Annotated in this window: 10 protein-coding genes and 1 tRNA gene; 8 read left to right on the top strand and 3 right to left on the bottom strand. The window is 39.8% G+C overall.

The window, feature by feature from the left end; all coding sequences use genetic code 11:
• Positions 1–167: 167 nt before the first annotated feature.
• On the top strand, positions 168–1,007 hold the full coding sequence (locus G5B43_RS19055; protein WP_026357444.1) for a tyrosine-type recombinase/integrase: 840 nt from the start codon (positions 168–170) through the stop codon (positions 1,005–1,007).
• Positions 1,008–1,189: 182 nt separating this feature from the next.
• Here the strand turns inward: G5B43_RS19055 and G5B43_RS19050 are convergent.
• The 3 genes from G5B43_RS19050 to G5B43_RS19040 form a co-directional block, all read right to left on the bottom strand.
• Positions 1,190–1,263, bottom strand: a tRNA-Pro gene (locus tag G5B43_RS19050).
• Between the two features lie 504 nt (positions 1,264–1,767).
• Positions 1,768–2,199: a hypothetical protein gene (locus G5B43_RS19045; protein ID WP_165296393.1), complete on the bottom strand. Its 432-nt coding sequence runs from the start codon at positions 2,197–2,199 to the stop codon at positions 1,768–1,770.
• Between the two features lie 121 nt (positions 2,200–2,320).
• Positions 2,321–4,885, bottom strand: coding sequence for an ATP-dependent Clp protease ATP-binding subunit (locus tag G5B43_RS19040; RefSeq protein WP_165296392.1), 2,565 nt, complete (start codon positions 4,883–4,885; stop codon positions 2,321–2,323).
• A gap of 179 nt (positions 4,886–5,064) precedes the next feature.
• Between G5B43_RS19040 and ettA the strand changes: the two genes are divergently transcribed.
• From ettA to ccoS, 7 genes are all read left to right on the top strand, one after another.
• Positions 5,065–6,747, top strand: a complete 1,683-nt coding sequence (gene ettA / locus G5B43_RS19035) for an energy-dependent translational throttle protein EttA (RefSeq protein ID WP_165296391.1) — start codon at positions 5,065–5,067, stop codon at positions 6,745–6,747.
• Positions 6,748–6,752: 5 nt separating this feature from the next.
• A complete protein-coding gene (locus tag G5B43_RS19030) occupies positions 6,753–7,937 on the top strand; it encodes a PAS domain S-box protein (protein WP_165296394.1) in 1,185 nt (394 codons plus the stop codon).
• A gap of 12 nt (positions 7,938–7,949) precedes the next feature.
• The gene (locus tag G5B43_RS19025) at positions 7,950–9,020 is read left to right on the top strand and encodes a response regulator (RefSeq protein WP_165296390.1); all 1,071 of its coding nucleotides are present in this window, start codon (positions 7,950–7,952) and stop codon (positions 9,018–9,020) included.
• A 99-nt stretch (positions 9,021–9,119) separates the two neighbouring features.
• A complete protein-coding gene (locus G5B43_RS19020; protein ID WP_165296389.1) occupies positions 9,120–9,551 on the top strand; it encodes a lactate dehydrogenase in 432 nt (143 codons plus the stop codon).
• The gene (gene hemN, locus G5B43_RS19015) at positions 9,548–10,906 is read left to right on the top strand and encodes an oxygen-independent coproporphyrinogen III oxidase (RefSeq protein WP_165296388.1); all 1,359 of its coding nucleotides are present in this window, start codon (positions 9,548–9,550) and stop codon (positions 10,904–10,906) included. The genes G5B43_RS19020 and hemN overlap by 4 nt, the downstream gene beginning before the upstream one ends.
• Before the next feature lie 43 nt (positions 10,907–10,949).
• Positions 10,950–13,376 carry a heavy metal translocating P-type ATPase gene (locus tag G5B43_RS19010; protein WP_165296387.1) on the top strand — a complete coding sequence of 809 codons (2,427 nt, stop codon included), beginning with the start codon at positions 10,950–10,952 and terminating at the stop codon, positions 13,374–13,376.
• A gap of 64 nt (positions 13,377–13,440) precedes the next feature.
• Positions 13,441–13,598 (top strand): cbb3-type cytochrome oxidase assembly protein CcoS (gene ccoS / locus G5B43_RS19005; protein ID WP_148919530.1); only part of this gene is annotated, 158 nt, incomplete at its 3' end.

The raw sequence follows: 13,598 nt of genomic DNA, 5'->3' as shown, positions 1-13,598 counted from the left end.
ATCTGTTTTAACGAAACGAATATACGGAAAATTTCGCTTAACCAACCCTATATACGTGTTTCGTTATTTGACTTTTCTTTCTACATAAGATATTGATATATTTGTATTTAAAAAATAAAACCGCACAAATAGCGAAACAAAATATTATAAAATACTATTTCCCTGATATGAATAGCGAAATCATACTTGAAACCTTCGAAAAGAGATTGCTGATGCAGAGATATGCTGGCAATACCATTAGATCGTACAAGGATTACGCTAGTATATTTCTTAAACATGTTAGCAAATATCCCTCCCTTGAAGAAATTCCACTGTCAGATATTGAGGCGTTTATAAACGAAAAAGTTCAAAATGGGAAAATTAGTGTTTCCTATCAAAAAGGATTAGTGGGCGCAATCAAGAAGATGTACGAACTGATATTGGACAAAAAAATCCAACTGGATTACTTATACCCGAAACGCTCATTTTCTAAATTACCTAAATTCTTTTCAAAAGAAGAAGTAAGAAATATTCTCGATAACACTCAAAATCTAAAACACAAGGCTATTCTGATGACAATCTATAGTTGTGGACTACGTCTTAGCGAACTGTTGAATCTCAAAATCAAAGACATAAAATCTTCCGATGGAATTATCAGAATCCATCAAAGCAAAGGTAATAAAGATCGGATTGTATCATTACCAGACAAATTGCTGGCGACTTTGAGACATTATTATCAAGCATTCAAGCCAAAGGAGTACCTCTTCGAAGGTGAGAAGGGTGGCAAGTATAGCGAACGAAGTGTACAGTTGATTCTGAAAAAAGCATTGATCAAAGCAAATGTTCAGTCGGAAGGCTCTGTACATACATTGCGACATTCTTATGCCACACATTTAATCCAATCAGGTATCGATATCCGAATTGTAAAAGAGTTATTGGGTCATGAAAATATAAAAACGACTATGATCTACACCCATATCACTGACATAGACAAGCAAAAGACTCCTAGCCCTCTTGATTTTTTATAAGAATAAGATGAACTTTTCACGCTCTATAGAAACAAGCATTATGCTCCAATCATTCTTTAAGAAGGGTTATTCTTCTAGCTTAACTTAACTTTGCTTAGGTTATTGAATAATCAATATTCAGATATAATTTGTCCGAAATGTGTCCGAAAAAAGAAAAAGCCACTGATTATCAGTGGCTTTTGTCGGGGTGGCAGGATTCGAACCTACGACCTCCACATCCCAAATGTGGCGCGATACCGGGCTACGCTACACCCCGAAAAGGTATCACCTTTTTTTCTGTGGCACAAAGATAAAGTTTATTTTATATTTGTCAATGTGTTTTTTTGATTAGAAACTTAAACCGTTGATAATATGATTGATATTTTTTAGTTTTTCATTTAGCGTGGGACGCATTGGCTGAATTAGCTTCATCATCATCTTGTATTATAGTGCGTGTGAAACGGCGTATTGCATAACGCGCACGAAATAAAATAGTGCGACGGGGAATATTTTATCTGCGTTTATAATGAAAGAACACGATAGATGGCTCGAAGTGGATCGCTATCGCAAAAATGTGTAGCGATAAGGGAAAAGCAACATAAATTAGTCGTCCAGATGGATAACATCATCTCCAAGAGGATGCGATATAACAAAGCAAATTGCATCTGAATCTATGTTACGTAGCAAAAAGAACGCTGAAATTATTTCAACGTCTAATAAAAAAAACAGCCATGTACAAAGACATGGCCGTGTTTTATATTAAAGTGCTAATAACGAGATATTAATTGCCTCCAGCGTCAGCGTCTGTTAAGGTAATCTTTACCGACATTGTTGGAGGAGCTTCGTAGTCATCATTTCTGTCCTCAGCAAAAAGAGTCACCCATCCAACAGTATAATTAACGGAATAGTGTACTCCGTTAATCGTCGCAGGAATAATGTCATAAGAATCTGAACCGGGAAGGCGAATAGCGACCTGTACTGTGCCGCTCTGGTAATAGGTTTCGTCTAATTCGGGAAACTCTAAATCTGCTTGATAAAGTCCCACACTTATTTCTTCCCAACTACTCGATTGAACTGTTGGCGAGTAAGAGATCCCCGGCAAATAGTTTGTTATGTATTCTTTTGTACAACTACTCGTCACCGCCAGGGCAGCTGTACCGATTAACAAGGCTAATAGAATTTTTTTCATGTGTATCGTATTAAGGGTTATCAAACTTTGTTCATATTCAATAAGACGTTAAAAAACGTTAATAGTTTAAACAAAGCAAAAAATAAGCCAAATAAAAAGCGCTATGTTGGAGGACATAGCGCTTTTTTTGTTTTGATTGAATACCTTATTCTTTTTCTTTGTCATTGGGCTCTGAAACATCCGATTCAATGGAATTACCAGATGTTTTTTTCGGATTGACACTATTAACGATGATTTCCATTTTACTGTCATCGTAGTCAATATTCAACTTAGAGCCAGTTTTAACGTCGCCTTTCAATATCTCTTCAGCAATCGGGTCTTCCAGATATTTTTGGATTGCCCGTTTTAATGGGCGTGCACCAAAATTACTGTCATATCCTTTCTCCGCGATAAAATCTTTTGCTTTATCCGTGAGTGTTATATGGTAACCCAACCCTTCGATTCGGTGGAACAATGATTTCAACTCGATATCGATAATCTTAAAGATATGTTCCTTAGTCAACGAATTGAAGACGATAACATCATCGATACGGTTCAAAAACTCCGGTGCGAAAGCACGTTTTAGGGCAGTTTCAATAACTCCTCTGGAATGCGAATCCGCTTGATTGGCTTTCGCAGATGTTGTAAATCCGACGCCCTGTCCGAACTCTTTCAGTTGACGTGCACCTATATTAGAAGTCATGATGATAATCGTATTGCGAAAATCTACCTTTCTGCCCAAACTATCTGTCAATTGACCCTCGTCCAATACCTGTAGCAATAGGTTGAATACATCTGGGTGTGCTTTCTCGATTTCATCGAGTAAAACTACCGCATACGGTTTGCGACGCACTTTTTCGGTCAGCTGACCACCTTCTTCATAGCCTACATATCCTGGAGGCGCTCCAACCAAACGTGATACCGCGAATTTTTCCATATATTCACTCATATCAATTTGAATCAAGGCATCTTCCGAGTCAAACATAAAACGAGCTAACTCTTTCGCTAATTCGGTTTTACCTACTCCGGTAGGTCCTAAGAAGATGAATGAACCGATGGGTTTCTTCGGATCTTTCAGCCCGGCACGCGTCCGTTGTATAGCTTTTACCAATTTCTGTACGGCGTCATCTTGTCCGATAATACGGCCTTTGACCGCTTCCGCCATGTTCAATAGTTTTTGGCTATCCGTTTGGCTTACGCGTTGCACCGGAATACCTGTCATCATCGATACTACTTCCGCTACATTATCTTCCGATACGGTATAGCGTTTAGATTTCGTTTCCGCTTCCCAAGCAGCTTTTTCCTTTTCGAGCTGGTCGAGTAGTTTCTTCTCCGTATCCCGGAGCTTCGCTGCTTCCTCATATTTTTGGCTGCGTACCACTTTGTTCTTTTCTACTTTAACCTCTTCGATTTTCTCTTCGATATCTAAGATAGATTGAGGAACATGGATATTGTTCAAGTGTACTCGTGACCCAGCTTCATCCAAAGCGTCAATAGCCTTGTCAGGTAAGAAACGATCTGTGATATACCGTGTGGTCAGTGATACACAAGCTTCCACTGCATCCGGTGTATACGTAACGTTGTGATGCTCTTCGTATTTATCTTTGATACGATTCAAAATCTCTATCGTTTCGTCATGCGAAGCGGGCTCGACAACGACTTTCTGAAAACGACGATCCAATGCACCATCTTTTTCGATATACTGACGGTATTCATCTAATGTGGTAGCACCGATACATTGGATTTCACCTCGAGCCAAAGCAGGCTTGAACATATTCGAAGCATCCAACGAACCTGAAGCACCGCCTGCTCCTACAATAGTATGGATCTCATCGATAAATAAAATCACATCAGGTGATTTTTCCAATTCGTTCATTACGGCTTTCATACGCTCTTCAAACTGACCACGATATTTCGTTCCAGCCACTAACGAGGCTAAATCAAGCGTGACAACCCGTTTGTTGAATAATACCCGAGACACCTTGCGTTGAACAATACGTAAAGCTAAACCTTCGGCGATAGCCGATTTACCAACCCCAGGTTCCCCAATTAAAATCGGGTTGTTTTTCTTACGGCGGGAAAGAATCTGTGAAACACGTTCAATTTCTTTCTCACGTCCTACGATAGGGTCTAATCGGCCTTCTTCTGCGGCTTTGGTTAAATCCCGTCCGAAATTGTCCAGTACTGGAGTTTTTGACTTAATGTCCGAAACTTTCTTCGGTGCTGTAAATTGTTGATCGTCGTCCGCAAAATCATCATCTCCTGTAGACGAACTTGATGCTTCGTCTGTAATAGTTGTTTTATTTTGCTCAACTTCGCTTTTAAACAAATCGTACGTAATGCTGTATTGCTGTAAAACTTGAGACGCGATATTCTCCTCGTCCCGTAAAATCGCCAACAATAAGTGTTCTGTACCAATTACATCACTTTTGAAAATCTTAGCCTCCAAATATGTTATTTTTAGTACTTTCTCAGCCTGTTTAGTCAATGGCATATTTCCGATAGGTGCCCGGGACATGGACGACCCTTTTACGGCGTCTTCGGTAGATTGACGGATTGATCCTATATCGACTCCAATATTTTTCAAAATCTTTATCGCCACTCCATCGCCTTCACGAATCAAGCCGAGCAAAAGATGTTCTGTGCCAATATAATCATGGCGAAGTCGTAGCGCTTCTTCTCGACTGTAAGAAATGACATCTTTTACGCGTGGTGAAAATTTTGCTTCCATTATTTACCTTTCCTTATTTTAATGATAGGATGATATAAATGTATAAAAATAAATTATAAATCCTATGCTATGTTCTAGCAGATTTATCAATAATTACGCCACAGCCCCGAAACTATCAAAATGGCAGTCTTCCCGAACTAAAAATGACTATATTTGTACAAAATAGGAATACAAATCTTATGTCTGACGAGAAAATTATTTTTTCAATGGCCGGTGTAAACAAGATATACCCGCCGCAAAAACAAGTTCTTAAAAACATCTATTTATCTTTTTTCTACGGAGCGAAAATTGGTGTGATCGGTTTAAATGGATCGGGTAAATCTTCCTTGTTGAAAATTATTGCTGGGATAGATAAATCTTATCAGGGGGAAGTAGTTTTCTCGCCAGGTTATACCGTGGGTTATCTGGCGCAGGAACCCCAGCTGGACGATGAAAAAACCGTAAAAGAAATTGTGGAAGAGGGAGTGGCCGAGACGACAGCGATCTTAAAAGAATATGAAGAAATAAACGAGAAGTTTGGCTTGCCTGAAGTATATGAAAATCCAGATGAAATGGACAAATTACTCACTCGGCAAGGCGAACTGCAAGATAAGATCGACGCGACGAACGCTTGGGAATTGGATACGAAATTGGAGCGCGCAATGGATGCTTTACGTTGTCCGGAGCCGGATGCAAAAATTGCCAATTTGTCGGGTGGAGAGCGTAGAAGGGTGGCACTTTGTCGGTTGTTGCTTCAAGAACCGGATGTTTTACTCCTGGATGAGCCTACCAATCACTTGGATGCGGAATCCATAGATTGGTTGGAACAGCACTTACAACAATATAAGGGCACGGTTATCGCCGTTACCCACGACCGATATTTCTTAGATAATGTTGCTGGATGGATTCTGGAGTTGGATAGAGGGGAAGGAATTCCTTGGAAAGGAAATTATTCTTCTTGGTTAGACCAAAAAGCAAAACGCCTGGCACAAGAAGAGAAACAAGAAACTAAACGCCAAAAAACGCTCGAGCGGGAATTGGAATGGGTGCGCATGGCACCGAAAGCGAGACACGCGAAATCCAAGGCCCGTTTGCACAATTATGAAAAACTTGCATCGGAGGAAACGAAAGACCGGGAAGAAAAGCTGGAACTGTTTATCCCACCTGGTCCGCGATTGGGAAATACGGTTATCGAAGCTAATAATATCTCAAAAGCGTATGGTGATAGATTGTTATTTGAAAACCTTAGTTTTTCTTTGCCGCCAGCCGGTATCGTTGGTATTATTGGACCGAACGGTGCTGGTAAAACAACCTTGTTTCGGTTGATTACCGGACAGGAGCAACCTGACACGGGAACTTTTAAGGTAGGGGAAACGGTGGTATTAGGTTATGTAGATCAAAACCATGATGACCTTGATCCGAATAAAACGGTATGGGAAAATATTACCGAAGGTAATGATAATATTATGCTGGGGAATAGATCAATAAACTCGCGGGCATATGTGTCAAAGTTTAATTTTAATGGAGCTGACCAACAGAAGAAGGTAGGCGTATTGTCTGGAGGAGAGCGGAATCGCGTCCATCTGGCCATTACGTTAAAAAAATCATCCAATGTATTGCTACTCGATGAGCCGACCAACGATATTGATGTAAATACCCTGCGGGCTCTAGAGGAAGGATTGGAGAATTTTGGTGGTTGTGCCGTTATTATTTCTCATGACCGTTGGTTTTTAGATCGTATCTGTACGCATATTTTAGCATTTGAAGGGGATTCCCAGGTTTATTTCTTCGAAGGAAACTATACTGAATATGAAGAGAATCGTAAGAAACGTTTGGGCGATACAGGACCAAAACGTATCAGATATAAAAAGTTGGTGAAATAGAGATGATAGATTCTGCCAAACTTCTCGAGGCCATTATTGAAAATGCTATTGATGGGATCATCACCATTGATAATCGTGGTATTGTAGAATCTATTAACCCAGCGGCATCTACGCTTTTCGGATATAGTCCGGAAGAAGTGATTGGGAATAATATTTCGATGTTAATGCCCGAACCCGATCACAGTCGGCACGACGATTACATTGAGCGTTATCAGAAAACGGGTGTCAAAAAAATAATTGGAATTGGTCGAGAAGTTCGAGGATTGAAGAAAGATGGTACCACCTTTCCATTTCGATTGGCGGTCAGTGAAGTGCATTACAAAGACAAAAATATCTTTACTGGTTTTATCCATGACCTAACCAAAGAACGCGCCGCCGAAGATGAACTAAGGAAACATGCTGACGAATTGGAAGAAAAAGTGCGAGAGCGGACAAAAGATTTGATTAAGTTGGTTTCTGAGTTGGAGAAAGCAAAATCAGATGTAAGTCTTTCTTTAGAGAAAGAAAAAGAGCTCAACCAATTGAAATCTCGATTCGTGTCTATGGCATCACATGAGTTTCGTACGCCGTTGAGTTCTGTGCAATTGTCGGCATCATTGATTGAAAAATATGCCCAGAGACCTGATCTGCCGAATATAATGAAGCATACCAACCGTATCCGAGGAGCTGTTCAATTACTAAATAATATTCTAAATGATTTTCTCTCCTTAGAAAAATTGGAAGCGGGCAGAGTAGTAGTAAACAAAACAGATATTAATTTAGTACAGCTTGCTGAAGAAATAACGGAGGAAATGCAAATGATCTGCAAAAAGAACCAGCATATTGTCTATCAGCATACAGGCGCAATGGGCATGTTTTATTTAGATGCACATTTGATTAAAAGTAGCGTTATCAATTTGATTTCAAATGCTATAAAATATTCCGGAGAAAATACTTTCATCGAGTTTTCTACCGAAATAAAAGATGACATTTGTATTATCTGTATTAACGATAATGGTATCGGGATTCCGATAGAAGATCAGAAAAATCTATTCGAACCGTTTTTTAGGGCTCATAACATCGGCAATATACCCGGAACAGGCTTAGGTCTTAATATTGTTAAGCGTTATGTCGAACTAATGGAGGGAAGCTTGGAATACCATTCTGCTATAAACAAAGGAGCAATGTTCAAAATGAGTTTTCAACAGTAAGTACATTCGAAAATGTCTAAAACGATATTGATAATTGAAGATAATTTCGAGATCCGGGAAGGGACGGCAGAAATACTATCGTTGACAGGCGAGTATAAGGTATTGACTGCCGTTGACGGTAAGGAGGGGGTGGATATGGCTTTTAAGCATCGCCCCGATCTTATTCTATGTGATATTATGATGCCCGAACTCGACGGCTACGGGGTATTATATATGTTGAGCAAAAACGAAACGACTGGCGATATTCCATTTATTTTTCTAACGGCCAAGTCAGAAAGAACGGACATTCGCAAGGCTATGGAAATGGGAGCTGATGATTACTTGACAAAGCCATTTGACGATATCGAGCTACTCAATGCGATAGAAAGCCGCTTTCGCAAACGAGAAAAGCGGGTCGTTCGCCAGCTAATTTCCGAGTCGACGAAAAGAGCGAATTTACAGTTGAGTGAGGAAGAGCAAAATTATCTTTTACAGAGTTTGGTAAAAGAGGCACGTGTGAAAGCTTTAAAGAAGAAACAACGTATTTATGAAGCAGGAGATACGCCAATTTTTATCTATTATTTGGTTAAAGGCAAAATACGCAGTTTTTTATTGTACCAAGATGGACGTGAGCTCTCAACAGGTATTCATATAGACGATAGCTTTTTTGGTTATGAGGCGCTCTTGCTTAATGAACAATATAGTGATAATGCGGAAGCTCTGGAAGACTGCGAAATCGCATTGATCCCGAAAGAACATTTTTTCGAATTGCTGTATAACAAATCAGGTATTGCCAAGAAGTTTATCACGTTGCTTTCTGGGAATATTAGGGAAAAAGAGGAACAAATGTTGGGTTTCGCCTACGACACAGTGCGTAAACGCGTAGCAAACGCATTGGTGAATGTCGCGGAAAAATCCGCACTATCTAGTAAGGATGACGAAATTACGATTCGTATTTCCAGGGATGACCTTGCTGCCCTGGCAGGTACAGCAAACGAAACCATTAGCCGCATGTTGGCAGATTTCAAAGATGAAAAGCTAATCACAAAAACGGGTAATGCTATTATTATACCGTCCGTCGCTAAACTGAAAGCAGTTAGGTAATCATGTGACCAAAATCATTTTCTAACTTGATGCTGTGCATCCGAATCTTCAAGAGGTCTCATTATTTTTGTATTGTTTACATTACAGAAATTAGACCTCATGAAAGCTGTCGCATATAATATTAAGGATTATGAGAAGGAATCGTTGGCGATCGCGAACGGTAAAGTTCATGATTTGACCTTGATTTCCAATCCGTTAAATTTTAGTACAATACATTATGCTTATGGAAAGGAAGTGGTTATCGTTTCTGAAGATGATCGTTTGGGGAGGGACTTGTTGGAAAAATTACAGTGCGCAGGCATACAGAAAATCGTTACTCGTTCCATAACAACAGATCACATTGATTTGCACCGCGCGCATGATTTGGGAATTCAAATAGCGAATACACCGCATGTGGACCGTACTCCAAAAAGTATTGCCGAACAGACCATCCGAAACCTAAACTTGTGGGGCAGTGGAAAATGTGTGGGTCAAGCTTGTTGTTGCGTGAGAGAATGTCATGTTGCAGATGCAAAGCCAATTAAAAAATGAAGCAACCAAATAAGAGCTTGATCGCCAAATATAATGTAGCTGCGCCACGTTATACGAGTTATCCCACCGTACCTTTTTGGGAATCCGATCTATTTAATCCGGAAGAATGGTTAAATCATTTAAAGACAACCTATACGGTTTCAAAGGATGATGGGATAAGCCTATACGTCCATCTCCCGTTTTGCGAAAGTTTATGTACCTATTGTGGGTGTAATACCCGGATTACCAAAAACCATGGTGTAGAAACTACCTACATTAATTATATACTTCGGGAATGGGAAATGTATAAAGCTGCTATTGACGAAGAAATTGTTATCAGTGAAATACATTTGGGAGGAGGGACGCCTACCTTCTTTGAACCGGTAAACCTGCAACGCTTAATTGTGGAGCTGTTAAACGGAGCAATCGTAAAGGAAGGGGCGTCTTTTTCTTTTGAAGCCCATCCGGCAAACACGACGAAAGAACACCTATATACATTATATCATCTTGGTTTCCGAAGATTAAGCTTAGGCATTCAGGACTTTGATCCGCATGTACAATATCTTATCAATCGACACCAGACCGTGGAGGACGTACAACGTGTTATGGACGAGGCGCGTGAAATAGGATATACATCAATCAACTTTGATCTGATATATGGTTTGCCACTACAGACACAAACGACTGTACGTGATACGATAGAAAAATCCTTACGTATGTCGCCTGATCGTATTTCTTTTTATAGCTACGCACATGTGCCTTGGATAAAGCCTGGACAACGACGTTTTACCGACCATGATTTGCCTGTAGGAGAAGAGAAGCTCGCACTCTATATATTAGGCAAACAAATGATGGAGGAGCAAGGTTATAGAGACGTAGGTATGGATCATTTTGCAAAACCCAAAGACGAGCTTTTCAAAGCCGCTTTATCTGGAAATTTGCATCGTAATTTTATGGGTTATGCGGATCGTTACACCCCCGTTTTAATAGGATTAGGCGTATCATCTATTAGTGATGCCTGGAGTAGTTTCGCACAAAACGTAAAGAACGTGGAAGACTACTATAAACTGTTGGATGAAGGGGGGGTACCCCTATTAAAAGGACACTTATTGCATGAGGAAGATAAAGTATTGCGCCGTTATATTCTCGATATGATGTGCAAGGGGAAAGTAAAGTTGGAAGCAGACTTTTCACTTAATGAGGTTATCATTGACCGATTACGTCCTTTAGCAGGAGATGGCCTCGTGGAATACGGAAATAGTTATATCAAAGCGACCCGAATCGGGAAATCTTTTTTGAGGAACATATGTATGGCATTTGATCAGCGATTGCAGCTATCTAAAGAACAAGAACAGCTATTTAGCCAAGCGATTTAAGAGCAATCGCACATAATATATTACGAGTCACGAAACACTAAAAATGCCGGAATCAGAACAAATTGTTAAGAAAAAAACATGCTTCCACTGCGGAGATAAAGTAGACAGCATACCGTATGTGTTGGATAACCGAAACTTTTGTTGCTTGGGATGTCAAACTGTATATCAGGTATTGAACGAAAGTAATCTACATCATTATTATCGCTACAATCAACATCCTGGGAAATCTCAAAAAGGGCCTAAGGCAGATTTGAGTTATCTCGATGAACCTAATATTGTTGCCAAGCTCGTTGATTATAAAGATGAGGATGTAACCATGATTACGTTCTATATTCCGGTCATCCATTGTAGTTCCTGTATTTGGCTTTTGGAGCATCTCTATAAATTGCATGTTGGTATTAAAAGTTCGCAGGTTGATTTTATGAAGAAGCAAGCGAATATCACATTTAAGCATCAGGAGATTTCCTTACGCGAATTAGTGGAATTACTGGTGCAGATTGGTTACGAACCTAAAATTACTCTTCAAGACGTCGTAAAAGAAGGGAAGAAACTTAATCAACGGGGGTTGATAGCTAAAATAACCGTAGCAGGATTTTGTTTTGGAAATTCCATGATGATTAGTTTCCCGGAATACTTTGGGATGGCTGCATTTGAGCAACAATATGCTAGTTTCTTCGGTTATATGAACTTGGCATTTGGTATTCCGGTTCTACTTTATAGTGCCTCGGATTATTTCAAATCGGCGTGGTTAAGCTTGAAACAGAAGCGGCTGAATTTGGATGTGCCTTTGGCATTGGGGATTTTCGTTTTGTTTTTTCGTTCAGCATTTGAAATCCTCACGCAAACAGGCCCTGGCTTTATGGACACCTTATGCAGCTTAGTTTTTTTTATTCTGGTTGGTAAATGGGTGCAACAACGGACATACTACCATATCTCGTTTGAGCGGGATTATCGTTCTTATTTTCCGGTTGCGGTAACTGTAATTGAAGAGGAAAGTGAAAAACCTATACAGATCGCTGATTTGAAAGTAGGTCAACGCATCTTGGTGCGTAATAACGAAATCGTTCCGGCAGATGCTATTTTATTAAAGGGAAATGCCTCGGTTGATTTTAGTTTTGTAACAGGCGAATCGAAAGCCGTTGATAAAACTTTGGGAGAGATTATTTATGCAGGAGGTAGACAAATTGGGGAGGTGATTGAGTTAGAGGTTATCAAACCTGTATCACAAAGCTACCTGACGAAATTGTGGAACAACGAGAGCTTCAAAACACAAGAGAAAAAGTTTGATACCTTTATTGATTTTATAAGTAAATATTTTACCGTTGCATTGATAAGTATAGCTGTTGCCGCTTGTGTTTTTTGGCTCATTGGTGGCGACTCGTCAAAAGCATGGGGTGCATTTACAGCGGTGTTGATTATTGCTTGTCCATGTGCACTAGCTCTAAGTTCGCCTTTTACGCTTTCTGCTGCACTAAGTATTTTTGATCGGAATAAGTTCTATATAAAAAATACAGCTGCTATTGAGCAATTATCGGCGATAGATTGCGTGGTGTTTGATAAAACAGGAACAATTTCTTCTCCGAAATCTTCATTGATGTTATTTGAAGGCGAATTGGATGAAGATGGGCGCTCTTTGGTTTCTTCGGTATGCCGAAATTCTAATCATCCTTTAAGTAGAGAGATTGTCAAATGGATTGGCCATACGGTTATTCAGACAGCGGACGTCTTTAAAGAAATAACAGGTAAAGGTATGGAGGCTTTATTTGATACAACCGAGGTAAAGATAGGTTCTGCATCTTTTCTAGGTATCAAAAATAAGTATCAAGATGGTTCGGTGGTGTATGTCATGATAAATGATGTGATGAAAGGGTATTTTACGCTGGAACAATCGTGGCGACAGGGATTGTCGGAGGTGGTAGGTGCTTTGAACAAAGAGGGATATGATCTACACTTGATTTCCGGAGATAACGAAAGACGTTCGGATGCCTTGAAGCTCATTTTTCCTACCGATGCACGCTTGTTATTTAACCAGAGTCCATCGGATAAACTGCACAAAATAGATTTTTGGCAAGAGCGGGGAAAACAAGTATGTATGCTCGGTGATGGCCTTAACGATGCAGGAGCGTTAAGGATAGCAGACCTCGGGATAGCGGTGTCTGATGATATCAATAATTTTTCACCAGGCTGTGACGCTATTTTGGATGGAGATTCTTTTGCGAAATTGCCGTCATTTTTTGCTTTTGCCAAAGATGCGGTTAAAGTTATACACATGAGTTTTGCCATATCGTTGACGTATAACGTGATAGGACTGAGCTTCGCCGTACAGGGTACGATGTCTCCATTGTTTGCGGCGATTTTAATGCCAATCAGTACGGTAACTATTATTTCATTTACCAGTATGACGACGCGTTGGTTCGCTAGACGAAGGAGATTGTTGTCCAAAGTGAGTCAAGCGACTAAAGAAATATAAGATTTGTATCTTTAGGGAACTGAATATAGAAGCTGTCTAATACGCACTATTCAATATTATAAAAATGAGCATTATATTCTTTTTAATCGGCTGCAGTGTTTTCATCGCTTTAATATTTCTAGGGGCATTCTTTTGGGCGAATAAAACCGGACAGCATGAGGATACCTACACGCCTTCTGTACGTATTCTTTTTGACGATGAAGTAGAGGAGGAAGAAAAGTA

The sequence above is a fragment of the Sphingobacterium sp. SGR-19 genome (assembly GCF_011043555.1).
GTDB lineage: Bacteria > Bacteroidota > Bacteroidia > Sphingobacteriales > Sphingobacteriaceae > Sphingobacterium.
This window is presented reverse-complemented; position numbering and strand designations above follow the sequence as displayed.